The organism is Paenibacillus filicis (assembly GCF_038070315.1).
Taxonomy (GTDB): Bacteria; Bacillota; Bacilli; order Paenibacillales; family NBRC-103111; genus Paenibacillus_G; species Paenibacillus_G filicis.
This window is the reverse complement of sequence record NZ_JBBPCC010000001.1, coordinates 573936-600449: the sequence shown is the minus strand read 5'-3', so window position 1 is coordinate 600449 and position 26514 is coordinate 573936. Positions and strand designations below refer to the sequence as shown.

The following is a 26514-nucleotide window of genomic DNA, read 5'->3' as shown; positions in this document are numbered from 1 at the left end:
AAAGCCTAGCCTCGGATGGACAGCTTTCTTGCAGTATGATACCGGCAAGCCTGTTCCGCTTATGATTTTGCGGAGCAGGCTTGTTTGTTGATGTCAGCCAGTATATACCGATGCATGATTTCCATTGTTCCCCGCGAATAGCCGATTTCCTCCTGCCTCATGCTATATTCATAACCTGGATGTGAATATAGACAAGGAGTCGGTCAGATGAAACGTTATAGTAAGCGGTTGGCAGGATCGGTATTGGCTCTCAGCGTCATGATCGCCTCAGGCTGCGGCCAGTTGTCCAAGGAACAGAATCAGGCCCGGCAGCTGGACATACCGAACCGGGAGCAGCAGAATGCAGATCGTCAGCTCAGCGAACAGTGGAACGGCAAGACGACGCCAGCGGGCGAGGGGGGCTCCATCCGGATACAGGGGCAGTCGGAGCAGGCTACCATCCCGTTCAAGACGGTGAATGGCGTTGATTATGTCGTCGGGCCGGAGTTCGCCACGATCGTCGGATACCGTTTCAAGTGGGACGAGGGGGCAGGGATCTTCAAATTCGGGGATAACGATGCTGTGTTTGAGCTGAAACCCGGCAATATGAAGGCCATGCGCGAAAATCAGAGCGTAGAGCTGGCTGAGGCCCCGATCCTGCACAACTCGCAGGTGCATATTCCAGTATCAGCCTTCGCGTTCCTCTTGTCGGATGAGATCAGCTATCAGCTTCAGGGGAAAAATATGATCGTGAATGCCTCAGGCGTTGGGGTAACGGGGACGATCGACGGTCCGGATGAACCTAATACGGGGAGCGAGCTGGATTTCGAGGAAGATCCCAATGACCCGTATAAAGGGCCCACGTCCACGGAGGGCAAGGTTGCGCCGACGCTGGGCTTGAGCCGCTGGTCGGGCGGAATTTGGCCTTTCGGAGAAGCTGTGCCTGTGCTGAAGGCAGTGGATCAAAATGCGCTTATTAACCAGGCGAAGCGATATATTGGGGTCAAATATGATTTTGGAGCCAATCCGTATCCCCAATCCGGGAAATTCGATTGCTCCACCTTTACCCAATATGTGTTTGACAAGTACGGGGTGAACCTGCCGCGTACCGCCCGTTCCCAGGCGAATCAAGGAACCTCCGTCAGCCGTAAGTCGCTTCGCAAGGGGGATCTGATGTTTTATTATGTGCCGGGACGCTTCAAGAGCAATAAGGTCGTGGGACATGTGGGCATCTACATGGGCGGCAATAACATGATTCATGCTTCACCCGAGCCCAAGGACGGCGTGCAGATTACGAGCATTAACAAGGCTTACTGGAAGCAGACCTACTTGAAGGCCAAACGCGTTGCAGATTAGCGAGGGCACGCTGGAACTAGCCCAAATGCCGCGTCCTCCGGACGCGGCATTTGGGCTAGCTTGTTCGAATGAGGGAGTTACACGAAGATATGCTCCACACCCAGGTCCTGGCGCTGTGACAGGTCGATGAAGTATCCATCGAAATTCACAAGCGGCCGGAAAAAGTCAGTGGGATGAGTCAGTACGATCTTGCCAACCTCACCCGTGTTTAACTGCAGCTTTTTGCCGATAAAGTTCGGCACCATATGCTTGATAAAGGTGTGGGTAATATGGGGCTCGAGCTCGCCGAAGCTGCAACGGTGCAGCTCACGGAGCACGGACAGCAGATCGCGTTTTTTCTGATACACGCGAGTCGAGATCATCGCGCTGTAGACATCGGCTACCGCGATGATTTTGGCCAGCGGGTGGATGTCGGAATCTTGCAGTCTCAGCGGGTAGCCTGTCCCGTCCATACGTTCGTGATGCTGGAGAGCAGCCAGACAGAGGCTTTCGGGCAATCCTGATTTTTTCAAGATTTCATAGCCGTAGATCGTATGCTTCTTGATGTGCTGGTACTCCTCGTCCGATAATCTGCCGGGCTTGGTCAGCACGGTGGGGTCTATCTTGCTTTTGCCGACATCATGCAAGTACCCGGCTTTGCCTGCGAGCAGTGCTTCGTCTTCCGACTGGCCCATCCACTTGGCGATGTAGTAGGAGATCATCCCAACCTGAACACTGTGCTGGTAAGTATAATCGTCCTTGTTGTTCAATACGAGCAGGAGGGAGACGACGTCATTCTCCTGATGGACCTGCTCGACAAGCGGGCTGAAGCCTTCGTTAACCTGCTCCATCGATACGTAGCCTTCCGTGGCTACCTGCTGGAATAAATGCTTAATGCCGGAAACGGCTCCCTGGTAGGCGGCCAGCTTCTCGACATTGCGTTCCTCCACAGCAAAAAGAGCTGGAGGGCTCTCCATGGCCTGCAAAACCTGCTCCTGATAGGCGGGCTGCTGCTCATCAATCCTGACATCGACTTCGTCCACACGGTGAAGGGAGAGTTTGAATATGTCGTCCTGGGTTAAGACGGTAGCGGCAGACAGGACCAGCACACCGGAATGGTTGAAAATGTCGGAACCCAGCCGATCGCCAATCTTGATTTGGTTAATCGGTACCTGCAAAAGGAGTCACCTCGGCGTTATACAAAATCTTGCAGTACGCACTACAAAGTAAGCCCTTTCTATTGTACCAGTTAATTGGGGCTATGACTGCTGAATTTTGTCAAAAAAATGCTAAAATTTACTTAATTAAACGTTCATATACAATGGTTCTTTGTTACCTTGACAAATTTACATACCGATATAACGACTGTACAAACTCTTGGCCATGACAGGATCATCCGTGCCTTGGACAATCAGACGGCCGTCCGGGAACAGGACCAGCGTCAGCTGATCATCCAGATGCAGCTTCAATAAGAACGGATTGCGCTCCACACGCCCGACCGGAGCAAGCTTGCTCTCCCAATCCGGTAGGCTTAGCTTCAGTGGACGGCTGGGCTGAATTTGTACCGAGTTGCGGCCGCATAGCGACTGGATGGTATCCTCGTCGACAAAGGCGTCCAAATACTCGAAGCTGCGCAGGCCGCAGCAGGGGCATTCCGCCTTGCGGGCTCCGCTTACGTCAATGCCGGCATACTGGTTGTACCAGACATCCCAATGCGCCATCTTGGGACTTAAGGCACTGTGGGCACCGACGAGCAGCTTGAGAGCCTCGACGGCTTGATGGGAAGCGACCGTGTGAATCAACGGTCCGATGACCCCGGCCGTATCGCAGGTTTCGGCTGTGCCCTGGTCTGGAGGCTGACCGAACAGGCAGCGCAGACAGGGAGTTTCCCCTGGCCGGATCGTGAGCGATACGCCGCGGGAGCTGACGGCCCCGCCGTATATCCAAGGGATGCCGTGCTTGACGCTGACATCATTGATCAGGAATCGTACGGCAAAATTATCGGAGCCGTCCAGAATCAGATCCACGTCCGTCAGTAATTCCTCGGCATTCGTTCGGTTCAGATCCACGACGAGCGGCTCGATCCGGATACCGGAGTTGGCCTGGCGAAGTCTCGCCGCCCCGGCTTCGGCCTTAGGGGAAGAAGCAAGGGCATCGGCCTCGTCATAAAGCATCTGCCGCTGCAGGTTGCTCCGCTCGACGAAGTCGCGATCGATCAGCCGAATGAAGCCGACACCAGAGCGCGCCATATGATTGGCGAGCACCGTGCCGAGGGCACCCATTCCGACGATTGCGACTCTAGACTGGAGCAGCTTGGCCTGGCCCTCTTCGCCGATCGGCGAGAATAGGATCTGACGGGAGTACCGCTCCCGGTCGATATCGAGCTGCGGCGGCAGCAAATCATGAGGTGTATTCATAGAGGCGTCTCTCCTTCGCCGGACGGTGCAGGGGAGGCCAAGGGATTCCAAGGTCCCTGCTGATGCCCCTTCCATTCGGAGCCGTCCGACCAGCGTTCTTTTTTCCAGATGGGTACAATTTGCTTGAGCCGTTCGATCGCATAGCGGTTGGCGTCATAGACGTCGCTGCGATGAGGAGCGGAGACAGCGATCACAACACTGATCTCTCCCGGCTTAACCTCGCCCAGCCGGTGGGTCATTGCGCATAGCACTTCCGGCCATCGTTCCGAGATTTCAGTTCGGATCTGCTCCATCGTTCGGAGTGCCATCGGTTCATACGCGTCATATTCGAGCAGCGTCGTCTGCTGGCCTGCTGTCCATTCGCGGGTGGTGCCTATAAAGGTAAGGGATGCCCCGTGGCTCGAATGGAGCACTTTACGGGTTACATTATCGGGCTGGATCGGATCCCGGGTAAGCTCGACGGCAGCAGGTTCCCCTCCCGAGACCGGAGGGATCAGGGCAATCTCGTCATTCTCCCGGATCGAAGTATGATCGTCCGCGTATTGCTGATTGATTGCCATAAAGGTATCGGCAAGAGCTCGGGCTGCATCCGGGTATTGCCGGATCAGGAAGGCTTTAAGCTCTGCCGCAGTCAGCTCCTCACGCGCGGCACTCCTATCGATATCCAGCTGCAGGAGCCGGGTGCCCCACAGATCTGCCAATCCGGCAAACAGCAGGATGTTCAGCTTCATGACCATTCACTCCGTAGCTTTATTGAAATTGAAATTGCGGCGATTCATGGAATCGCATTTCATGTTCAGCATACCATATTCACAAGTAAAAGTGATATAATGGCAGATAAAGCCCAATTGAAGCCATTAGAAGCTTATCTCATAGAAGCGGAGGCATGACGGCATATGATAGAAGTAGTGGATGATTGGAAAGGAAGCAGGACATTCGCCTCGGCCAGGGAGCTGGCGGCTGTGTCCGGCGAAACATTTGCAGCCGGAAGCCGGATCGGAGGAGCGGAGGGTCAGGCCGTCGATTGGCAAATCTGGTATGCGGCATGGGCAGCCTCGGAGCAGGCAGAGCCGGATAAGGGGAAGCCGACGCATCTGCAGGTTTTGGGTTCCGATGAGTTCCGCGCTACGATTCCTTGGCACGAGCTGCAGGATGCTTTTTTCATCTTCAGTCAGGACAATGGAGAGCCGCTGGCCAAGAGCTTCCCGATTCGGCTGTATGTCCCCCGCGGAAGCAGCGAGTGCTTGAATGTAAAGAGCGTTGTCCGCCTGCGGATCGCCTACGACCCCTCACTGGGTGAAACGGCGACCTATGGCTTTCATAACAGGATAGAGCCGGAACAACTGTTACGGCCGGTCCGGGGCTAATGATGAGCCAGTATCCCGAACTTCAACCAATCAAGCTTCGTATTGTGCATACGAATGATATACATAGCCATTTCGAACAGATGGGCAAGATTGCCCGTATCGTCCGGGACCTCCGGGAAGAGGCGGGAGCTTCACATACCTTGACACTCGATATCGGCGATCATATGGACCGGATGCGCCCCGAGACGGAGGGGACAGAGGGGCTCGCGAACGTAACCGTGCTTCAAGCAACGGGCTACGATGCGGTCACGCTGGGGAACAACGAAGGACTGACCTATACGCCCGATGTCTTACAGAGACGGTATGGGGAACAGGCTGATTTTGCAGTCATACTCGGTAATTTGTTCGAGGCCTCCACCGGTGAGCTGCCGCTCTGGGCCCGGCCCTGGCAGCTGTTCGAGCGGGCGGGTCTGCGGATCGGACTGATCGGCGCGACCGCAGCCTTCTCGGATTTCTACAGGCTGCTGGGCTGGGATGCCCGCGACCCGTTCCCGATCATCGGGGAAGCCGTCCGTCTGCTTCGCCCGCAGGCCGATGTCATCATCCTCATGTCGCATCTGGGTCTTCGTCACGACGAGAGCCTGGCGGAGCAGTTCCCGGATATCGACGTCATCTTGGGAGGGCATAGCCATCATCTCTTTAAGGAGCCGGTGCTTGCTGGCAGCACTCTATTGGGGGCCACGGGCAAGTATGGCCAATATGTCGGCTATATGGACCTGGAGGTCTACCCGGGGCAGCAGCGTGTGACGCTCGCTGGAGGCGGCGTAGTGGAGACACAGGGAGTGACCGGGGCTCCGGATATCGAAGCGCTGATCGAGGGCTGCACGAACCTGGCCCGCAACAAGCTATCCGCGGAAGTGGCCTTCATCGACCGGACGTTGCCGGTGAATTGGCACGGTGAGGCCCCGCTTAGCAACTTGCTGGCCTCCGGACTGAAGCGCTGGGTCGGAGCTGAGATCGGGATTGTAAATACGGGCCAGCTGCTGGGCAGCCTCCCCCAGGGTCCGATAACGGCCGGCGATCTGCTGGAGCTATGTCCTTCGCCGATTAATCCATGCCGTCTGCACTTGACGGGGGAACAAATTGTTCGGGCACTGGAGGAATCGCTGCTCCCGGAATACCAGGACAAGACGATCTACGGCTTCGGATTCCGCGGCAAGGTGCTGGGCTCGCTGGCGGTAGACGGCATGCGGGTGGAATACGATCCAGAGGCCCCGCCCTACGCCAAGGTTGCCTCTGTGCAGATCGGCGGGCATCCGCTTGAGACGGACCGCCGCTATTTGGTCGGTACCCTGGACATGTTTACGTTTGGAACCGGTTATTTATCCATCGGTCAGGGGACAGGCGCTGAATTTTATTTGCCTGAATTCATCCGGGATGTGCTGCTCCAAGAGCTGAAAGATCCGCAAGCGCTCCAGGACTGTGATGTGAACCGGTGGATCCTTCGGAAATGAGTCAGAAGCCCCGAGGCGGGCGAGAGAGAAACACTAGCCGGCTTGCTTCGGCTGAGCCTTTGCAGGATTTGTCGGAAAAGCAAAATAGTTGTTGCTCTTTTAATCCGAATCCGATACGCTAACTATGACGGAGTTGTATTTTCTAAATTTTTCTTTAGAAAGAGATGAGGAAACGGTATGCGTTTGCTGCCGCTCAGCATGGTGGAGCCCGGGATGAGGCTCGGCAAAAAAATATATAATTCAGACGGCTTGACGCTGCTCGGTGAACAGATCGAACTGACGGCAAGTATGATCCGGCGGCTGGAAGGCCATGGCATTGATTTTGTATATATCGACGATCCGCGTACCAACGACCTCGTGATCCGGGACCTATTGTCGGAGGAGACGCGTTCCAGGGCGATAACCGAAATTCGGGATTCATTCCGCAAGATTGCGGACACCCAGCTCAAGCGCAAGACGGCGACAACCCTTCAGGTCGGTAAGTCCTTCCGCGGCCTGATGGACATGATTATGACCGATCTGAGCCAGCATAAGGACGCGATGATCATGCTCTCCAACATCAGTGTGATGGACGATTATCTATTCCAGCACTCATTGAATGTTTGTATCTATTCGACCATGCTCGGCATGGCGGACGGTTACAGCCGCGAGGAGCTGACAACGCTGGGCCTGGGGGCTCTACTCCATGATGTAGGCAAAACACAAATTCCGCTTGAGCTTCTGCGCAAGAAAGATCGTTTGACGGAAGCCGAGTTCTCTCACATTAAGCATCATACTTCCTTCGGCTTTCAGTTTTTGAAGGACGAGCCCAATATTCCGCTTCTGGTCGCGCATTGTGCGTTTCAGCACCATGAGAGACTGGACGGCAGCGGCTACCCGCGCGGCTTGAAGGGTGAGGAGATTCATGATTACGCCCGCTGGATCGGGCTCGTGGACTCTTACGACGCGATGACCACTCACCGGGTATACCGCAAGGCAATGTTGCCGCATCAGGCGATGGAGATTTTATTTACAGGTACGGGTTCTCTGTACGACAAGCAGAAGATCGAGTTATTCCGCGATAAAATCGCCGTGTATCCGATCGGCATCACCGTTACGCTCAGCACGGGAGAGAAAGGGGTCGTCGTGGATCTGAATGCCACGGTTCCTCATCGGCCTGTCGTCCGCCTCCTGCAGGATGAGGGAGGGCAGGAGCTTGATGGCAGCCGGGAAATCGATCTGTCCAAAGCCCTTAGCGTGATGATCGTCGGCGTTAACGACGAGCCAGTCGCTCCTTAGCATAGGCAAGCTGCAAGCCCGCTCCCCGTCAGGAGCGGGCTTTTGGCCGCTTCCGGTTTTCTTTTCCACAGTATTGCGATACAATAAGATTATAATGTACGTCAAGAATTACAATCCTACAGAAGAGTCAGGTGTGCTTACTATCATGTCCGAATCATTCTCGTTATCTTCAACGTTTCTGCCCGAGATTTCGCCGCTGTACGATCCTTGGGATCCGCTGCCGGCCTATCGCAAATACGGGGAACACCGATTGACGAGCGTGGAACTGACCGTTACGAATCTGTGCAACATGCGCTGTGAGCATTGTGCGGTCGGCGAATCGCTGACGCTCAGGGAAGGCAAGCGGCTTCCTCTGGCCGATGTGCTTCGGCGTCTGGATGAAGTGGAGCAACTGGAGACGATCAGCATAACGGGCGGAGAACCAAGCTTCCATGCGAAGACCGTTCATGAGTACATCGTGCCCCTATTGAAATACGCGAGAGCCCGCGGCGTCCGTTCGCAGATTAATTCGAACCTGACCCTCGATCTGGCCCGCTATGAGGCGATAGCACCTTATCTCGATGTGATGCATATTTCGTTTAATTACTTGAACGAAGACGATTTCTACCAGGTCGGCTTTGTCCGCTCCGAGCATGCCACCAGCCGTGAAACGGCGGCCAAGATGTACGACAAGATGCTTGACAATACGAGGGAGCTTGCCAAGGGCGGACTGTTTGTGTCGGCGGAATCCATGATTAACTTCCGTACGCACGAGAAGCTGGTCGGCATCCATGAGCTGATCGTTCAGATGGGCTGCCAGCGGCATGAGGTGCATCCGATGTATCCGAGCGCCTTCGCCTCCAATCTGCCTGTGCTGACCCTCGATCAGACGCGCGCCGCGATCCACAAGCTGCTGGATGGTCGTGACAAGAATCTCTGGATGTTGTTTGGGACCTTGCCCTTCTACGCCTGCAGCATGCTGGAGGAGGACCGCAGTATCGTTGCCCGCCTGCGCAATGAGTCGGGAGTCACGGTGCGGAATGATCCGGATGGCCGGAACCGGCTGAATGTGAATTTGTTCACGGGCGATGTCTATGTCACTGACTTTTCAGATGTCCCTCCATTGGGTAATGCGATGCATGACCGCTTGGATCAAGTATTCGCCCGTTGGCGCCAGCATCCGCTGTATGCGAAGGTCGGATGCTATTGTCCGGCAGCGTCCTGCTGCGGTCCCAATCTGCTCGTTGCGGATACGTATTACAAGGATGTCGATTTTACGAAGCGCCATGCCTTCATTTAAAGCTTAAGGAACGACCGAGTGAGACCATACCAACAGTAAAGGGGTTTGAAACGCATTGGGCATAGAAAGTGATAGTACAGGCTTTGCAGGTTTTGATTTCGGCTCCATCGCATTGAATCTGGTCCTTGTCGTATTTTTAGTATTGCTTAACGGTTTTTTCGTGGCGGCGGAGTTTGCCTTGGTCAAGGTCCGGCAAACACGCCTGCAACAGCTGGAGAGCGAGGGGAACGGCAAGGCCCGCTATGCGTTGACCGTCACGAAGAAGCTGGATGCTTATCTGTCCTCTACGCAGCTTGGAATTACACTGGCCTCACTCGGGCTAGGCTGGGTCGGAGAGCCGGCCATCTCTCATCTGATTGTAGAGCCGCTGTTCGACCTGATGGGACTCGGACACGCTTGGTATGCTGATGCGCTGTCCATTGCGATTGGATTCGCCGTGATCACGTTCCTCCATATCGTACTAGGGGAGTTGGCACCCAAATCGCTTGCCATCCAGAAGTCGGAACAAACCTCCTTGTGGCTCTCCGCGCCGCTGATGCTGTTCTACAAAATATTCTTCCCTGCCATCTGGGTACTCAATGGAGCGGCCAACCGGCTGCTGCGTGTGGTTGGCATCCAGCCCGCGACTGAACATGAAGCGGCCCATACGGAAGAAGAAATCCGCATTCTGATGGATGAAAGCGCCCGAAGCGGCCATATCGACAAGGATGAGATGGCGCTGTTCGACAACATCTTCGAATTTTCGGACCGGGTTGCGCGTGAAGTCATGCTGCCCCGCACGGATATGGATTGCTTGTTTACCGAGCTGCCATTCGAAGAAAATCTGAATATTGTTTATGAAACCAAGCATACCCGTTATCCCGTGGCTACTCATGACAAGGATGAAATCATCGGGTTTGTCCATATTACCGATATGTTGACCATCAAGGGAAGCCAGCCTGATCTGAGGCGCTTCGTCCGTCCGGTGCTCATGGTGCCCGAATCGATGGAAATCAGTCACGTACTCCGTCTGATGCAGAAAAAACGGTCCCAGCTCGCCATTGTCATCGACGAATACGGCGGAACGGCCGGACTGATTACGGCAGAGGATATTCTGGAGGAAATCGTCGGTGAGATCCACGACGAATTCGATGTGACGGAGAGGCCGGAGGTCGAAAAGGTCGGTGAAGCCTATTCGGTAGACGGACGCGTACTGCTGGAGGAGCTCGATGATATGCTTGGCCTCGGGATCGAGGACGAGGAAGTCGATTCCATCGGCGGCTGGCTGTTTAAGCAGCTGGAAGGCTCTGTAGCCAAGGGCAAGCAATACTCGCATGAGCAGTTTGTCTTCGAGATTACGGAGGTGGACCGGCTGCGGGTTATGCGGGTAAACATTCAACAGGCCAAGGTGTCTGAGCCTGAGGATGAGGCGCGCCAGGAATCCTAGAAGGACTGGAGAGGGGAGCTTTTACCGGACATGTCGTGGCGAACGGTACTGTTGTGCTTCATTGGTGCACTGCTGCTATACGGATTGTTTACGGTAGGCTTTCCATTCCTGCTGGCTATGCTGCTCGCTATTCTGCTGGAGCCTGTCATCCAGGCGCTGATTCGCTATGCCAGATTCAACAGAGGGATGGCAGCTATAACGGCATGTACGCTGTTCACTGGTGTGGTGCTGGGCTTTATGTACCTCATCGGGTTTAAGATGGTGTCCGAGCTGGTTCAATTGTTGAAGGACGCGCCTGCGGCCTTCAACGAAGCTCAGCATTTTATGGAACATACGTTGATCAAGACGCAGTTTTTCTTCGACAACCTGCCGCCTTATATGGCGGTGGATGTCCAGCAGTGGATCGAGGAAGCACTTGCCGGCGTGACGAGCAATTTGAACAGTATGATTGTTGCCATCAGCGGCTATCTCATCGGATTTGCCAAGACGATTCCGAATCTGTTCATTTTTCTGGTCGTGTCCATTATTGCGCTGTATCTGATCTCGCTATGTCTGCCCAAGCTTCATCAGTCCTTCCTGAACCTGTTTGACGATATGTCCAAGGCCAAGGTAGCAACGGTACTCCTCGACTTGCGCAAAGCGGTCTTCGGTTTCATCTTCGCCCAGGCGCTTATCAGTCTTCTCACCTATATCGTGACGCTTGCCGGCTTGCTGGTGCTCCGTGTTGATTACCCGCTCGCCGTCGCATTGGTTATTGTGCTGGTCGACATCCTGCCGGTGCTCGGGGTGAGTGCAGTGCTGCTGCCATGGGCCGGCTACGCACTGCTGACCGACAGTGTTCATCTGGCCATCGGCTTAATCATTCTTTACCTGATCCTTCTGATCTTCCGCCGGATCGCCGAACCCAAAATCATCGGGGATGCGGTCGGCATTAACGCACTTGCTGCTCTCGTTAGTATGTATGTTGGCTTTCAGGTGATCGGCGTTGTAGGCTTATTTCTAGGACCGGTCATGATCATTATTTATCATGCTTTGCGGCGTGTCGGACTGTTGAAGATCAAGTTTAAACTTGACGGCTCGTAACGAACGTGAATAAGGGGGAGAAAGCAGTTGGAAGGGAATTTAGCTCATATTAAGCAGCATACCAAGCTGTCGCCGGCCAAACTCGTGCGCCGCGCAGTGCTGATGTTTCTCGGTGCTGCGCTGGTCTCGGTCGGACTGGAAATCTTTCTGGTTCCGAATAACATTATTGACGGCGGAGTCGTCGGAATTTCGATTATTGCCTCCCATTTGTCCAAGATTCCTATCGGTGTTTTTCTGATCTTATTCAATCTTCCATTCCTGTTCATCGGCTACAAACAAATTGGTAAAACCTTTGCACTCTCCACGCTATTCGCTGTTCTAATCATGTCCCTCGGAACGTATTTTCTCCATCCCGTGAATCCGTTCACGGTCGATCCGCTGCTGGCCGCCGTATTCGGGGGAATCATTCTCGGTGTTGGTGTGGGCATGGTTATCCGCTCTGGAGGCTCGCTTGACGGCACGGAAATCATGGCGATTTTGTTCAGCAAGAAGACGCCCTTCTCTGTCGGCGAGATCGTTATGTTCTTCAATTTGTTTATTCTAACCAGCGCAGGCTTTGTCTTCGGCTGGGATCATGCGATGTACTCCTTGATTGCATACTATATCGCCTTCAAGATGATTGATATTACGATCGAGGGCTTCGATGAATCCAAGTCGGTCTGGATTATCAGCGAGAATAGCCGCGAGATTGGCGATGCCATCATTCACCGGCTCGGCCGCGGCGTGACCTTCCTGCAGGGAGAGGGCGCCTTTACCGGAGGCAACAAGCTCGTCATCTTCTGCGTCATCAACCGTCTGGAAGAAGCGAAGCTGAAGTCGATCGTCGAGGAAATGGACAAAAGCGCATTTCTGGCTGTCGGCAACATTCACGATGTGAAAGGCGGACGTTTCCGCAAGAAGGACATTCACTAGAGTTTGCCTGCATACAACAAGAGGCCATCATTAGATGGCCTTTTGTTGTATGCAGGTCTTGGCTTTCTGGCAACGCCCAGGTGAAGAATCTTTCGAATGGAGGAATTGAATCATATGAAAAAAACGATCGGTGTCGTATGCATCCTACTTCCCTTTATCGGTATTTTGATAATGAAAGAGATTTCTAACGGAATCATTGTGGGCTTCCGTGACGGAAGCCATAGGATTGTCCAAAGGCTCTGAGTGCAACTATCACTCCGAACAGCAGAACGAGGAAGCGGTCATCCTGATGACCTGCAATTACCGCTTGGTGAACTACAGCGGAAGACCGGTATCCTTCGAGCCGATTCCCGATATGGAGAGACCTCCGGGAAGGAGTATGATGAGCGCGGCAAACCGTTCATTTGAGTTTGAGGCGCTGCGTCATGAGCTTCTACCGCGAGCAACGATGTCCTTCTCTACCCAGTTCCGCAGCAAGCCGCTTGAGAATTTTTCCGGCGGAGGCACGTTCAACAATGCCCGGTTCCTCCTGCTGTCCGAAGGGTCATCTAGGCGATCTAACCTGTTAATTAATAAACCCGTCTTGCTCCCGTATATCTGGGCCCCCAGTAGCTGCTGTCCAGCGACTGCACAGCAATGCCTGCGGAGCGGGTAGCTGAGATGAATTGACCATCGCCGATATAGAAGCCGACATGGGAGACCGTATCCGGATCATGCAAGGCAAAAAATACAAGATCTCCCGGCTGCAGCTGCGAGCGGCTGACGGCGGTCCCCATCTCGGCCATAGTGGCAGAATTCGTGCGCTTCATCTCTAAGCCGAACTTGTTGAGCATGAAATAGACAAAGCCTGAGCAATCAAAGCCATCCGGCGTAACTCCGCCCCATAGATAAGGTGTACCGATATAGCGCTTGGCATCGGCCAGCATGTTCTGCTTCACGAGTGGCTGATCCATCCAAGCATAGGAGATGGACTCGGTGTCTAAGGAGGCTGCATGCGCCGGTGTCGAAGCTCCGGGTGAAGCCGCCAGCAATCCGCTGATCAGCGCAGTGGTCATGATTGTCATTCCAAACGATCTCTTCATAAAGGGACTGGCTCCTTTTCGTTGTGGATTTCTCTGAACGTTAGGGAATCCAAGTTTTATCAAATTTTATATGCATATGGCGAAGCGGGGCAATGTATAAATAATGGTAGCCTATGTCAACGAGGAGGACCGGTCCATGGAGCAAGTCAGAGTATGGCACCCTTATGTCAGTCCGTTTGACCCTTGTCCGCCGGTGCGTGTGAAGACGTACAGTACCCCGCCACAGCTATTTATTACCTTTCAACCGCCCAATCTGCCGCAATTTTCTCCGATGGAAGCGCTCAGGCATGGAACGCTCTGGCCGGCGCTTTATAGTCCGTACGAGCCGAGGCGGAAGCATGCTGCTGCCAAAGGAGGAGAAAGCCCATGAAGCACGCGCTTCCCGAGCATTATTACACCCAGCTCAAGGAGCTGCAGGCCGTCGATTTTGTCATCGTGGAGCTGACGCTGTACCTGGACACGCATCCGGATGATCAGCAGGCGCTGGAGCAGTACAACCGGTTCGTTCATCACCGCATGCAGATTGCGCAGCAATTTCAAGTGGAATTCGGACCTTTAACGAGCTTCGGCTACAGCTTTTCCCAGGCCCCCTGGCAGTGGAAAGAGGCCCCGTGGCCATGGCAGGTTTGAATGAATCACCTCTCAGACATGCATGAATGAAGAGAAGGGAGAATCGGCATGTGGGTCTATGAGAAGAAGCTCCAGTATCCGGTCAGGGTCGGGAAATGCGATCCGCGTATGGCCAGGCTGCTGCTGGAGCAGTATGGGGGAGCGGATGGCGAGCTGGCTGCGGCCTTGCGCTATCTGAATCAGCGGTATTCGATACCGGATAAAGTGATTGGATTGCTGACGGATATTGGCACAGAGGAATTTGCTCATATGGAAATGATTGCTACAATGGTCTATAAACTTACAAAAGATTTGAGTCCAGAGGAAATGAAGGCTGCGGGCCTGGGTGATCACTATGCCGCTCACGATAACGCCCTGTTCTACCAAAGCGCTGGCGGAGTTCCCTGGACGGCAACCTATATCCAGGCCAAGGGTGACCCGATCGCCGACCTGTACGAGGATATTGCCGCCGAAGAGAAGGCGCGGGCGACCTACCAATGGCTGATCGATCTGACTGATGATGTGGATATTCAGGACGGACTGAAGTACTTGCGGGAGCGGGAGGTCGTGCATTCGCTGCGTTTCCGGGAAGCGGTGGAGATTCTGAAGGCGGAGCAGGGAGCAAAGAAGTTTTTTTGAACGATGGAAATAGGGAAAGGCCACTTCATCATGCTGGAGTGGCTTTTTCTTATTTTTTCCTCCCCATAAAAGCAATGATCGCTGCATCCATATTTACTTTTCCCTGGGTCGGCTTCACTTCCTCTTCTTCTTTGAAGTCCCGTAGTACACTCATGCATTCTTTGGGTAATTGGTACCTTGAAAAAATAAGCAAAGTATAAAAACTTTATCGTTATTTGACTTTCTTCCCGTATTCAATAGGTCTGGCTTCCGCTATCATTAGGATAATCCTAACTATTAAACTATCAAGAGGTGTAAGCAATTGAGATGGCTTTCTTTCGTGAAGCAATCGGCTGTCCTGGCTATGGGGGGGCTGCTGGTCGTGATGTCCTCGGCGGCGCCGACCGATAAGGTTTATTACCAGGACCAGGTTGCGGTGCTGCTCTATCATCATCTTAGCGAGACGGACAAGAGCAATGTGACGATTACCCCCGAGATATTCAATAGCCAGCTAGAGTACTTACAGCACCAGGGCTATCATTTTATTGATATGCCGGCGTTTCAAAGGTATATGCGCGGTGAGCAGGTACCGGTCAATGCGGTGCTGGTCACCTTCGATGACAGTTATAAAAGTATTGCTGAGCAGGCACTGCCGGTGCTTCAGAAGAGGAAGGTCCCCGCAGTCAACTTCGTTATTACGCAGGATCTAGACGGGCCGTTCAGCAGCAAGCTTCCTTCACTGACGGAGGAGGATGTGGCCAGGATGTCGGCATCGGGTATCGATATCGAATGCCATTCCAACCGTCTCCACCGCAAGCACGATGGGAAGGCTCCGTTTCTGACTACACAGCTCTCCGAGGAAGGCAAGAATGAAACCGAGTCCCAGCATAGGGAGCGCGTGGAGCGCGATACGGACCAGTGCGTCCGCCGCTTGAACCGGGTAACCGGCAAGCCAGTCAACGCTTATGCCTATCCGTTCGGGAGCTACGACCAACTGGCCATTGACAGCATACGGAAATCGGGCATCGATTATGGATTTACGGTCGTTCCCGAGATGGCGACCCGGACCGACAACGAAATGATGATTCCTCGCATCAATGCAGGCAGTCCCGGCATCACACCGCAAACGCTCCACAATACGATCGTCCGGCAAGTCGTCGATCCTTATAAGGCCGCAGATTATGTGCCGCTGCGCGATACGTTCGCTGAACTGGGGGGTGTCGTCATCCGCGATGAGAATGGCCTGGTCAATCTGTACTATGGGGACATGCGATGGATCGTGCAGGCTGATAAGTCAGCCATCTCCAAGGATGGCGTCGATGTGCCGCTGGCCTATCCTTTGGTCAAGAAGGACAAGAAGCTGTGGATTCACCTAAGCGACCTCGAAGCGGTTACAGGCTTCGACATTGTGTATCAGCCGAACAAAGGAACTTACGGGATACGCTCGACGCCGGCTCGTCTCATTCGCTCATAGCTTTTTCCTTTTATTAAGAAAATTTAATAAATCAGACGTAAAAAAATGGTTATTTTAACCGATCCTATGAACAGAGTTTTGTGAGATTATTCCATAATCTGTCGGTGGAAAGGAGAGAATAACCATTCATCTGCTTCTGGTCGGCTTAACCCTCATCTGCTTTTTTCGCTCTCGATGCTGGATATTATCCGCTAGATATCATACGACGGCGATTTATATGATACTGGGCAGCCTGCTTTATTTGATATTGACCGCTGGATATTTATTGTGGTCGTTTGTACCCGATACTCCGATGCAGAGGCTTACATGCGAGCTTTTGTATTCGCTGTTTATTTTCCCGTTGACGACGCTTATGTTTTTGAACGGATACCCCGAAGAGAAGGGACTGATTGCTCAGTTTGCTCATCTCCTCAAGTGGGTAGGGCTGTATGGCGGGACCGAGCTTGTCCTGATGTGGACGAACCGGATTCAGTACGGACATGGCTGGAGCTGGTATTCCTCCGTCGTGTTCGACCTGATGATGTTCCCGATGCTCCGTCTGCATAGCCGCAGGCCGCTGGTGGCTTACGTATGCTCCGTTCCGATCATCATCGGTCTCATGCTCGTATTTCGCGTTCCGTTCGCTGAAGTGTCCTCGAGGGTGCTCCCGGACATGGCTCTTCCGCCTAATTGACAAGCCCAGTAAAACATGGTTGTATTAATTTAGCATGTGGGCCCGAACAGGGTTGGGTAGAGGGGGAGACATAGATGGGAGCAAGAGCATTGCCGGAAGCCATGATTTTCGACGTAGACGGTACGCTTTTTCGTACGGAGACGCTGCTGCTGCCGGCTTATTATACGACATTTGACCGGCTTCGGTCGGAAGGACTGTTTCGGGGAGAAACACCTCCTGAGCACTATATCATCAGCGGCTTGGGAATGCTTCTGGAAGAAATTTGGGAGCAAGTGCTGCCGGATTACGGGCGGGATGTCCGCCGGCGGGCCGACGAGCTTCTGCTCAAGCTGCAGCTGGATGGGCTGAAGCTTGGAGAGGGCGAGCTCTACGAAGGCGTGGAGGAAACGCTCCGGAGCTTGCGCGAGCGGGGGGTTCGCCTATTCACAGCCAGCAATGGTCTGGAGGCTTATGTGAAGGGTGTCATCCAGCATCAGGGACTGGAGCCGTTGTTCGAACCGGAAGGTCTCTACAGCGCAGGTGAATACCGTACGCGCTCCAAGGTGGATCTGGTGAGGCTGCTGGTGGAGAAGCACGGCCTGAAGAATGTATGGATGGTCGGGGACCGTTCATCGGATGTCGAGGCCGGCAAGGAAAACGGGCTGTTTGTCGTCGGCTGTGATTATGCTGGGTTCCGCAAGCCCCATGAGCTGGAGGGGGCGGATGTGCGTATTGCCTCATTCGCTGAGCTGCTTGAGCTCGTGGATGAGTCCCGGGAGACGTCAACGGCTTAGTTTGAAGGTAATAACCGCAAAATCGCCCTTGTCAGGCAGCCACACAGGCTGCCTGGGACAAGGGCGATTTTTTTGAGGCTGCGCTTGAGGAAGGCCTACGGCTTAGTTCCGCTGGAGCCCTCCTGCTTCTGGCGTGCGAGCCACAGTGCATATTCGAGCGGACGGCTGATGGCCTTACGGTACGTTTCCTTCTCGCCGATCCGGTGGAACACCTCGCGGGATGGCTTGGGGTTGACCTCAAGCAGCCAGACATGGCCCTTGGGGTCGACGGCAAGATCCAGGCCGGCCTCGCAGAAGGCACCGAATTTTTTTTCCAGATGCTCCACGACGCGTATGCCGAGCTCGTAGGCATTCTTGCGGATATCGTCGACTTTCCTTTCGTTGCCAAACCGGTTTTTCAGCAGCGTATTCATCGGCACTGCTGACCCTCCTCCATGGAGATTGGAGGTGACCGACTGCCTGGGACCGATACGTCCGGCACAGCCGGTGACCTGCCACTGGCCCTGTCCGTCCTTCTGTACTAGCATCCGGAAGTCGTGCACCCGTCCGTCTCCCAGCTCCAGCGGGATACCCTGCTGGACGATATAACGCTCGGTTAGCTTCCATCCGGCCAGCCGGAGGGCGATCTGGTCGACCGACACCCTCCTGGCAGGGATGATATGCCGGGAGGGGTCACGCCCCTGCATCATGAAGGTACGCGCTCCGGCTAAGCGCTGCAGGCGGATAATACCGCGACCGCCGGTGCCGCTCTTGGGCTTCATGTACACGACCGCATGCTTCTTCAGGAAGTTCCCGAGATCCTTGGTATTCTGATACCGGACGGTAGCTGGCAGATGCGGTACGATACCTGTATGCTCCGAGAGCAGCTGATGCATCGTCCATTTGTTGGCCAGCGGCTTGCTCATGTAGTGCAAACCCGTATATTTCTTGCGGAAAAGCGACAGCTTGCGGTAGTTGTCGACACCGTGATACCGGCATCGGTCATAAATGATGGACGGAAATTTGCTCCACTTTCTGACCCACCTACGTTCCGATACCCGGTATGCCAGGGCATGGATCCGCGCCCCGTTGTCATGGACATCGTCCGGGGTGAAGACCAGCACCTCAACTCCCAGCTTCTGCCCCAATACAGAAAGCTTGCGGAAGAAAGACAGCTCTTCAAGCCGTCTTTCACTCATATACATCGCAAGCACGCCTACTTGTTTACTCATCCCGCTCTCACCTGCCTGCCCTTACAGACCGTTTTTTTGAGATAAAAAGATGGAATAGCGAATCAGATTCTCCAGCGACTTTTGACGAATCGGCGGCTCGTCAAACTTCATCGGCTTGGAGTTGACTTCGAAGAGCCAGATATGACCGTCGCTGTCCACGCCCAGATCCATCGACATCTCGCCGAGCGTCTGGCCGCTTGATGATTCCACATGCTTCGCGATGATCAGTGCCGCCCGCTTGGCGCTGCGGATGATCCGCTTGCTCTCGGCCTGCCCGAACGCGTGGGTGAGCAGCTTGCGCGGGTTGTCGATCGACCCGCCCCGAGGGACATGGGTCGTAATGCTAAGCTTCCCCGCCAAGCGGGCGCCGATGCCAGTTATAGTCCAAGCCCCCCTATAATTTTTTTGCACCAGCACGCGCAGGTCGAACGGGCGGCGCTTGTAGCTGGATAACACAATGCCCTGCTGGACGATGTAGTCCTTGGACCCGACCAGCTCGCGGACCTGGGACCACAGCTGCGTGACCGAAGGGTAGCGGGAGATATGACTTTCCGTTTTATCCTGAATACTCAGCTCGAATTGTCTCGGCTTCGACTTGCCCTCCGTCCGGCTTACCTTCATAATGCCCTTGCCCGCTTTGCCGCGAATCGGCTTGAGGTAGAGAGAAGGGTAGGCTTGGAGCAGCTTATCGATATCGTCGCTGGAGGACAGCCTCTTGGTTTCGGGAATATAAGGCTTAGTCCGCCGGGATTTGTTCAGCCACTCGAACAGCGTCCATTTGTTGAAAAAGGAAGGATTAAAAAACTTGACCTCTCTATGACGCATGCAGGTCTGAATCACCTGCTGCACCTCAGGCAAAGCCTCGAACTTCCGGTAAGGAATCCGGTTATAGATGACGTTAGGCAGTGGAAGCAGCTCGCGCTTCCACGACTTGGTGGAGGCGCGGTACTTGTAGCCGATGGCCTGCTTGCCTCGCAGCTTGAAATCCGCCGTTGTCATCACATAGACGAGCACACCGCGCTCCTCTCCCGCGCGGATCAAATCGATAAAATTTTCCTGATTGCCTCGAAAAATCCGCTTTTCATCGGCGTACGTGAGAATGGCAAGGATCGGCCGCTGTCTTGTGCTCTGAATTTGCCCATCCACTCAGGAATCCCTCCTTGCGCGAAATCGGCTGAGGTATAGGCAATAGTCGTAAATATACTGCAGTGACGCTCGGCCTTGCTCCTTCAATGCGGGATGCTTGAAGATGGAGCGTCCGGGCTTGGAATTAGCCTCGAACATCCAGATCCGCTCGTTTTTGTCGATACCGATATCGAACCCGAGCTCTCCCAGCGTATGCCGGTAGTTGCGCTCGATGTCCTGCGCGAGCTTGATGGCAACCTCTTTGCTATGCGATAGCACCTCACCGGCCCGGCCACCGAATACCTGACGCAGTACCTGCTCTGGCGTCATCAGCATGCCTCCGGTACGCACATGCGTGGTGACGCTGCCCTTGCCGGCCTTCTTGGCGCCGATGGCGGCGACGACCCACTGGTTGGAGCTGTTCTTTGTCATGTGGAACCGGAAGTCGATCGGACAACTGTCTAGCTCAATCAGCCGGATGCCCTGCTGGGCGACATAGCCGTTCAGTCCTCCGCTTTGGCGATTCAGCAGCGCCATCAAGGATTCGAATTTGCTAAAGCGGAGCAGTACGTTGCGTCCCGAGCGCCGGAAGCGTGCATAATAACCGCGCTGCGGATTGTAGGTCAGCCGGTAGATGCCGATACCAAGGCTGCCGCCCGTAGGCTTGAAGTAGATGAATTTATGCTTGTCGAGCATCTCCTTAATCTGTGAGGAGCTCGGGTTGATACGGGATTCGGGAACATGGCGGAACGCGTCCGTGCCCTCGAGCAGATTATAGACATCCCATTTGTCGAAGAAGCTCCAGTTGAATAAAGGGATGCCCTGGCGCACGAAGCGTTGTTTGAAGGCATTGTTCGAAGCCAGCTTCTCGGCCTTCCGGCTGGGAAGCCGGTTGTAGACCACATCGGGCAAAGGCACGACCTTGCGCACCCAGCCGCCTTCGCTCCGGGGCACGGTCGCGGTGATGGTTCCCTGTGACCAATTGACATCCGAGGGAGAGAAGCCAAAGTAGAAGGCTCTATCCGATCCGACCTTCATGAATTGCCGGATGAAATCCGTTCTGGAGCCGAATGGAGCCGAGCTGCCCTTGACGACGCTGGTCAGGATGCCGATCATCGGTCCGAGCCGCAGTTCCTTGCCATTGGAGCTCGTAACCAGAGTCGTACCGGTTCGGGGAAGCCGTAGCTGTGAGTAGATGGATGGCGTCAAATACAGGTGGTTCCCGCTTTTTTTCAGCAGCTTGAGCCCCAAGGAGATGCTTTTGCTGCCGAGCTTTAAAGTCACGCTGCGGGTTTTGGCCAGCCTGAGGGCTTTGGCCAAATCGCCGCTGACATAAACGACGCGTTCCTGCCGCTGGGCGACATGAATCGTGCAGGTTGTCAAGCTCATGATGAACCTCCTAAAGGACGATGCCGCTTAGGCATTGATTTGCGGTACAGCCAGCCCCATGTCCGGAAGGTTCTTGCCTTCCGGCCCTAAGCTGTACCTGGGCAAGCATTTTGCTTCCGCACGACTCCGTGCCGGAGAGTGGTCCGGGTCAGCCTCCCGTGCCGGCTTTGCGAGGGGTTTGCGGTCCGGCCGCAGGTGTTGCCCGCCCGGCTGGCCGCAGCAGATAATCGGCATACCGAAGAGGAGCGGACAGTGCTGCCACTTGCGCTTGATCGTCGTGTAAATAAGTAAAGATGGAGCGGCCTGGTTTGGAATTAGCTTCCAATATCCAAATATGTCCGCCGGTGTCGATCCCGAAATCGAGACCCAGCTCGGCGAGCCGCCCGTGACCGGCTTCCAGCGCATAGGGCACTTCCGCGCAGAGCCTGCGCAGCTCCTCGAGGATGGCCTCCGTGCGTTCCAGCCCGAACTCGCGAATGAGCCAGGGCTCGGCGGCTTCTACGGAGCCGCCTCCATGCAGATTGGAGGTCAGGCTGCCGCCCTGACCCCGGCGAACGGCGAGGCCGGTGAGCTGCCAGCGGCCGGTGCCGTTTTTTTGTACCAAGGCACGCACATCAAAGGCGTCGCCGCTCCCGGTGTGCAGCGTCAAGTAACGCTGCACCAGATAGCTGCGGCGGCCGATGAGGCGCCGGAGCCAGCCGAGCAGTGCCGCGGCGTCCGTGAAGCTGCGAGCGATGCTGTGGTTGCGGGCGTCGCGCCCGCGCACGGTGAAGCGCGGCTCCGCACCTGGAGGCTCGCGGCGCACATGCAGCACGCCTCGGCCTTGCGAGCCGCCAAGCGGCTTCAGGACGGCCTCGCCGTGCTGGCCGAGCCAATCCACGAGCGTGCGCATGCTGCGCAGCAGCTCGGTCTGAGGCAGATAGCGGGCGAAGCGTCCGTCGGCTTCCAGCAGGCGGTGAACGTCCCACTTGCCCTTCAGTCCATGACCGAGCAGCTTGATGCCGGAGTGGCGATGAAGCTCCGCCAGCATCTGCCTGTATGCCGCATGCTGCCGGCGAGTGCTGAAAAAGCAGCGGTCGTAGACAAGCGGAGGCAGCGCAAAGGACCGACGGATCCAACTGCGCGAGCCGGGATCGTATTGAAATCCGGAGGTGCAGGATTGCTGCCAGTCGATCGACTCCGGCATAAACACGAACACACGCAGGTTCAGCTTGCGGCCGAGCATGCTCAGGCGGCGGTAGAAGCCCCGGTTCTCGAAGGGAGGATCATGCTCGATCGATGTGGTCAGGATGCCTAGCGATCGGGCGTTGTCTGCATAGGGACCGGCTGTCGACATGGCGCTGCACCTCATTTCCGTCATCAGAATTTGGCGGCGAACCGCGAATACTGGACCAGCTGTCTCACAGAGGGACGGATTTTGCTTTCGGCCGATAACGGCGTATTGTCTTCCTTGGAAGGCTTCGAGTTGACCTCGATCAGCCAGACGCGTCCGCCTGCATCCAGCGCCAAATCGACGCCCAGCTCGGCAAAGTGACCGGGGACTTGGGCTTCGATGCCCTTGGCGATCTGCAGCGAGGCGCGCCGGAGCTTGGCGAAGCCGCTGGATGCCGCTGCGGAGCCGGAGCGGGCGAGTGCATCCTTCACACTGCTGAGGGTGCCGCCCCGGGCGATGTTGGAGACGAAGTGATGACTGCCGGCGATCCGGGCTACGATGGAGGTTACTTTCCACTGCCCGGTCTCTCCGCGCTGCACGACGGCCCTAAAGTCAACTGGACGGCCCCCGACCGTCAGTAGGGTCAGGCCTTGCTGGATCTGGTAGCGCTGGGCCTTGATCTTGCCTGCGAGTCCGCTATACAAAGCCGACAGTGTGGCATATGAAAGCTTGCGGGCTCCGTTCAGGCTGGCCAGGTGGCAAGCGTAACCGCCGCCTTCCTGCCTGCGGATGCGGATGATGCCCTTGCCCAGGCTGCCGGTGACCGGCTTGAGAAACACGGTCTGGTACTTGCTGCACATCGATTTGAGCTGCTGAAACGACTTGAGGAGATGGGATTCCGGCAAATATACCTGCACACCGGTTTCATGCCGGAGCGCATCGAACACTTCCGACTTGTTCAGATACTTCTCGTTGAACAGCAGGGTGTTCTGTCTCGACCTGGCATGGGCGATGAACTGCTGCACACTGGGCCGGTTTTCCAGCTTGCGGCTCGTAAGCCGGTTGTACAGCACATGAGGCAAAGGAAACGTCGTCTTGTGCCATCCGCCTGCGTAATGCCAGCCCCGGACCGTATCCCCTTGAACGACCAGGTCATCGGGAGTGCTGAAGAATACGGAGGCTCCATACAGCTTGCAGGCCTCAGTCAGCTCCCGGCAGAAGGCGGTATTGGCACCGAACGGCTTGTCGGGAGTTCCCGTGTAGACCCGGCTGACCATGACGCCGATCAGAGGACCGAGAACCAGCGCCTTGCTGGACGATTTGTACTGCAAACATAGCTGCTGGCCGGCAGTCAGGCCCACTCGCGCTGCCAGGGATGGGCTCAGACGGATGACTTTCGCCTGGCTGGATGGGACGATGCGGACTTCCTGGCGGAATGAGCCGAATCTGAATTGCAGCGATTGATGGGATGGGATTTTCCACTTGCGCAGGACCGATTCGCTGATTGCCACCGTGGAGCCGTCTGTGGTCGCACCGGGAGACTGTATTTGGATCTTTACCTTTGTTCTTTTCATACGGTACTCCTTCCCAGCAAGAAACGTCCTCCCAGGGTCCGATCATGCCTGGAACATTAAGAAACGAACTACTTCATCATATGAGGGCGTTTATCCCTTGGTGAGAAAAAAACGAACGATTCTGAGTAGCTCCCCTAAACTACCGCTTAGGGAGAAGGGGCGGAACATCGGAAATGAGCCGGCATATCGCCTCTCTTGGAAGCACGAAGGCGGAAAGGAAGGGGAGTCAGAAAAGCGGGAAAAACCCCGAACGCTCCGGTTCGGGGTGGGGACTGGCAGTTTTCATGCGATTAGGAAGTGGAGCGGTCACACCAGAGACAGTGCAACCTTGCATGCATCCTCAAGCATCTTGCGGTCGGTGGTCGTTTTGGCCATTACATGAAGTCCTTGCTTGGTCGTGACAAGGAACCTGGCCATCTCGCGGAGGCTATGCTTGCTCTTTAGCTTGCCTTCCCTCTGGGCTCTCACGAGAAAAGCATGGAACATATGCTCCATGTCCAGCAGGTTGGCTGCCACGCGCACTTCGACGCAGGGCTCGAGCGGAGCGAGCTCCATGGCGGTATTGGCTATCAGACAGCCCCGGCGCTGTTTGTTTTCGTCCAGCATACGGTCGATGAGGGTATCGAAGAAGCGGGTGAGCACCTCCCGCGGATCTCCAGGCTCCTCCAACTGGACAAACAACCTATCCCTCAGCGTATGCCGGAATCGGTCCAGACAAGCCAGAAACAATTCATGCTTATCACCGAAGGTATGGTACATACTTCCCCGATGCACGCCGGCATACTCACATACATCCTGGATGGATGTGTGCTCGAACCCTTTGGTCCAGAATAATTGCATGGCTTGCTCCAGTACATGATCCTCGTCAAATGTTCGCTGTCTGCCCATGCTTAGGCTCCCTTCCGAGGTTTATAGAATACGCCGGGTCATCCTGCCTGCTTCACGGACACGCAGCGCCATGACAGAGGCGAAGAAGCAGGCAAAGCCGGCCAGCACGAATGGCAATGTATAGCTGCCCAGCAGCTCACGCATAACGCCGGCACCGTAAGCAGCCGTAGATGCACCGAGCTGATGCGCCACGACGATCCAGCCGAAGATCATCCCGGCTTTCTCCGGACCGAACTTCTCGGAAGCCAGCTTGGCGGTTGGAGGAACGGTAGCGATCCAGTCCAGACCGTAGAAGACGGCGAAGATCAGCAGCTGGGTGTACCCTAGGCCCAGTGCCTGAGGCAGGTACAGCAGTGAGAGACCGCGCAGGCTGTAATACCAGAACAAGAGCCAGCGACTGTCAAAGCGGTCGGACAGCCAGCCGGATAACGTTGTGCCGACCAGATCGAACAAGCCCATCAGAGACAACAGTCCGGCAGCCATCACGATCGGGATGTTGAAGTCTCCGCAGGCCGGGATCAGATGAGTACCGATCAGGCCATTGGTTGAAAAGCCGCAGAAGAAGAATGTCCCGGCCAGCAGCCAGAAGGTGCCGCTCTTCGTAGCGGACCCCAGCGCCTGGATCGGGGCGAGGAACAGATTGCCCGTAAACGCCGGAGGCGCCGTGACTGCCGTTGCGCCTAGAGCAGCCTTGCCGACATCGTAGGGATGATTGCGCATCCAGATGGCTACGATCGGCGCTAGCACTAGCAGCGCAATGACGACCGTCAGGATGGCGTACCGCCAGCCGATCTCCGTCGAGATCTTGGCCATCAGCGGCAGAAACAGCAGCTGTCCGGTAGCTGCACTGGCGGTCAGCATGCCGATAACCAGCCCTTTGTGCTTCACGAACCAGCGGTTAGCCACTGTTACGCCCAGTACATTGGCCAGCGAACCGGTCCCGACCCCGACGACGATGCCCCAGAGCAGGAATAACTGCCAGATCGCGGTCATAAAGGGCGTCAGGATCAGGCTGACGACCAGCAGCAGGATGGAGATTACCATCACCCGCCGGATGCCGAATCTGGACATGAGCGCAGCCGAGAAGGGGCCCATCAAGCCGTACAGCAAAATACGGATGGACATGGCACCTGACACGGCGCTGCGGTCCCAGCCGAATTCCTGCTCCCAGGTCTGCATCAGCACGCTGGGAACGGAGCTGATTGCAGCCGATAGGAGCAAGGTCAGGAAAGCGATGGATACGATGATCCATCCATAATAAAAGGATGAAGATGGACGTTCTTGCGGCACAGCTTTCAGCTCCTCACAGATCAAACAATGAAACTCCACTATTTTAAAGAATCGTTATTCTAAAAAATATCTTTTCATTGCTTTGTTTTTTACTATTGAATGTGAATCAAACTATATCTTTATAA

Annotated in this window: 25 protein-coding genes; 14 read left to right on the top strand and 11 right to left on the bottom strand. The window is 55.2% G+C overall.

Annotation, left to right across the window (positions count from 1 at the left end):
- Positions 1-207 precede the first annotated feature (207 nt).
- Entirely contained in the window at positions 208-1335 is a 1128-nt protein-coding gene (locus tag WMW72_RS02765; protein ID WP_341413867.1) for a C40 family peptidase, read from the top strand.
- 77 nt (positions 1336-1412) lie between these two features.
- On the opposite strand, the gene WMW72_RS02760 is transcribed toward WMW72_RS02765, so the two are convergent.
- The 3 genes from WMW72_RS02760 to WMW72_RS02750 all read right to left on the bottom strand — a co-directional run bounded on the left by WMW72_RS02760 (position 1413) and on the right by WMW72_RS02750 (position 4462).
- Entirely contained in the window at positions 1413-2492 is a 1080-nt protein-coding gene (locus WMW72_RS02760) for an HD-GYP domain-containing protein (protein ID WP_341413866.1), read from the bottom strand.
- 168 nt (positions 2493-2660) lie between these two features.
- On the bottom strand, positions 2661-3731 hold the full coding sequence (locus tag WMW72_RS02755; protein ID WP_341413865.1) for a ThiF family adenylyltransferase: 1071 nt from the start codon (positions 3729-3731) through the stop codon (positions 2661-2663).
- Positions 3728-4462 (bottom strand): molybdenum cofactor biosynthesis protein, encoded by a 735-nt coding sequence (locus tag WMW72_RS02750; RefSeq protein WP_341413864.1) that lies wholly within the window; start codon positions 4460-4462, stop codon positions 3728-3730. The genes WMW72_RS02755 and WMW72_RS02750 overlap by 4 nt, the downstream gene beginning before the upstream one ends.
- A 165-nt stretch (positions 4463-4627) precedes the next feature.
- Here WMW72_RS02750 and WMW72_RS02745 point away from each other — a divergent pair, with 165 nt between their 5' ends.
- The 7 genes from WMW72_RS02745 (at position 4628) to WMW72_RS02715 (ending at position 12530) form a co-directional block, all read left to right on the top strand.
- Positions 4628-5098, top strand: a complete 471-nt coding sequence (locus WMW72_RS02745; protein ID WP_341413863.1) for a hypothetical protein — start codon at positions 4628-4630, stop codon at positions 5096-5098.
- A 44-nt stretch (positions 5099-5142) separates the two neighbouring features.
- Positions 5143-6552 (top strand): bifunctional metallophosphatase/5'-nucleotidase, encoded by a 1410-nt coding sequence (locus WMW72_RS02740; protein WP_341413862.1) that lies wholly within the window; start codon positions 5143-5145, stop codon positions 6550-6552.
- Between the two features lie 177 nt (positions 6553-6729).
- A complete protein-coding gene (locus WMW72_RS02735) occupies positions 6730-7830 on the top strand; it encodes an HD-GYP domain-containing protein (RefSeq protein ID WP_341413861.1) in 1101 nt (366 codons plus the stop codon).
- Positions 7831-7975: 145 nt separating this feature from the next.
- Positions 7976-9109, top strand: a complete 1134-nt coding sequence (yfkAB, locus tag WMW72_RS02730) for a radical SAM/CxCxxxxC motif protein YfkAB (RefSeq protein ID WP_341413860.1) — start codon at positions 7976-7978, stop codon at positions 9107-9109.
- Between the two features lie 61 nt (positions 9110-9170).
- Positions 9171-10535: a hemolysin family protein gene (locus tag WMW72_RS02725; protein ID WP_341414094.1), complete on the top strand. Its 1365-nt coding sequence runs from the start codon at positions 9171-9173 to the stop codon at positions 10533-10535.
- 30 nt (positions 10536-10565) lie between these two features.
- Complete coding sequence (gene ytvI / locus WMW72_RS02720; RefSeq protein ID WP_341413859.1) at positions 10566-11618, top strand: sporulation integral membrane protein YtvI; 1053 nt, start codon at positions 10566-10568, stop codon at positions 11616-11618.
- A gap of 102 nt (positions 11619-11720) precedes the next feature.
- Positions 11721-12530, top strand: a complete 810-nt coding sequence (locus WMW72_RS02715) for a YitT family protein (protein WP_341414093.1) — start codon at positions 11721-11723, stop codon at positions 12528-12530.
- A gap of 569 nt (positions 12531-13099) precedes the next feature.
- Here the strand turns inward: WMW72_RS02715 and WMW72_RS02710 are convergent.
- Entirely contained in the window at positions 13100-13594 is a 495-nt protein-coding gene (locus WMW72_RS02710; protein ID WP_341413858.1) for a C40 family peptidase, read from the bottom strand.
- A 154-nt stretch (positions 13595-13748) separates the two neighbouring features.
- On the opposite strand from WMW72_RS02710, the gene WMW72_RS02705 reads away from it, so the two are divergent.
- The 6 genes from WMW72_RS02705 to WMW72_RS02680 all read left to right on the top strand — a co-directional run bounded on the left by WMW72_RS02705 (position 13749) and on the right by WMW72_RS02680 (position 17759).
- On the top strand, positions 13749-13982 hold the full coding sequence (locus WMW72_RS02705; protein WP_341413857.1) for a spore coat associated protein CotJA: 234 nt from the start codon (positions 13749-13751) through the stop codon (positions 13980-13982).
- Positions 13979-14242, top strand: coding sequence for a spore coat protein CotJB (locus tag WMW72_RS02700; RefSeq protein ID WP_341413856.1), 264 nt, complete (start codon positions 13979-13981; stop codon positions 14240-14242). Before WMW72_RS02705 ends, WMW72_RS02700 begins: the two co-directional genes overlap by 4 nt.
- A 48-nt stretch (positions 14243-14290) precedes the next feature.
- Positions 14291-14860: a manganese catalase family protein gene (locus WMW72_RS02695; protein WP_341413855.1), complete on the top strand. Its 570-nt coding sequence runs from the start codon at positions 14291-14293 to the stop codon at positions 14858-14860.
- A 301-nt stretch (positions 14861-15161) separates the two neighbouring features.
- Positions 15162-16313, top strand: coding sequence for a polysaccharide deacetylase family protein (locus WMW72_RS02690; protein WP_341413854.1), 1152 nt, complete (start codon positions 15162-15164; stop codon positions 16311-16313).
- Positions 16314-16431: 118 nt separating this feature from the next.
- Positions 16432-16986: a CBO0543 family protein gene (locus WMW72_RS02685; RefSeq protein WP_341414092.1), complete on the top strand. Its 555-nt coding sequence runs from the start codon at positions 16432-16434 to the stop codon at positions 16984-16986.
- A 74-nt stretch (positions 16987-17060) separates the two neighbouring features.
- Positions 17061-17759 (top strand): HAD family hydrolase, encoded by a 699-nt coding sequence (locus WMW72_RS02680; RefSeq protein WP_341413853.1) that lies wholly within the window; start codon positions 17061-17063, stop codon positions 17757-17759.
- Between the two features lie 95 nt (positions 17760-17854).
- Here the strand turns inward: WMW72_RS02680 and WMW72_RS02675 are convergent, their stop codons facing one another.
- The 7 genes from WMW72_RS02675 to WMW72_RS02645 form a co-directional block, all read right to left on the bottom strand.
- A complete protein-coding gene (locus WMW72_RS02675) occupies positions 17855-18970 on the bottom strand; it encodes a YheC/YheD family endospore coat-associated protein (RefSeq protein ID WP_341413852.1) in 1116 nt (371 codons plus the stop codon).
- Positions 18971-18991: 21 nt separating this feature from the next.
- Positions 18992-20116, bottom strand: coding sequence for a YheC/YheD family endospore coat-associated protein (locus WMW72_RS02670; RefSeq protein ID WP_341413851.1), 1125 nt, complete (start codon positions 20114-20116; stop codon positions 18992-18994).
- On the bottom strand, positions 20117-21484 hold the full coding sequence (locus WMW72_RS02665; RefSeq protein WP_341413850.1) for a YheC/YheD family endospore coat-associated protein: 1368 nt from the start codon (positions 21482-21484) through the stop codon (positions 20117-20119). It abuts the gene before it with no gap.
- Between the two features lie 148 nt (positions 21485-21632).
- Positions 21633-22820 (bottom strand): YheC/YheD family endospore coat-associated protein, encoded by a 1188-nt coding sequence (locus WMW72_RS02660; RefSeq protein WP_341413849.1) that lies wholly within the window; start codon positions 22818-22820, stop codon positions 21633-21635.
- A 23-nt stretch (positions 22821-22843) separates the two neighbouring features.
- Complete coding sequence (locus WMW72_RS02655; protein WP_341413848.1) at positions 22844-24211, bottom strand: YheC/YheD family endospore coat-associated protein; 1368 nt, start codon at positions 24209-24211, stop codon at positions 22844-22846.
- Positions 24212-24517: 306 nt separating this feature from the next.
- Positions 24518-25099 (bottom strand): TetR/AcrR family transcriptional regulator, encoded by a 582-nt coding sequence (locus WMW72_RS02650; protein ID WP_341413847.1) that lies wholly within the window; start codon positions 25097-25099, stop codon positions 24518-24520.
- 21 nt (positions 25100-25120) lie between these two features.
- On the bottom strand, positions 25121-26389 hold the full coding sequence (locus WMW72_RS02645; protein WP_341413846.1) for an MFS transporter: 1269 nt from the start codon (positions 26387-26389) through the stop codon (positions 25121-25123).
- Positions 26390-26514: the final 125 nt, after the last annotated feature.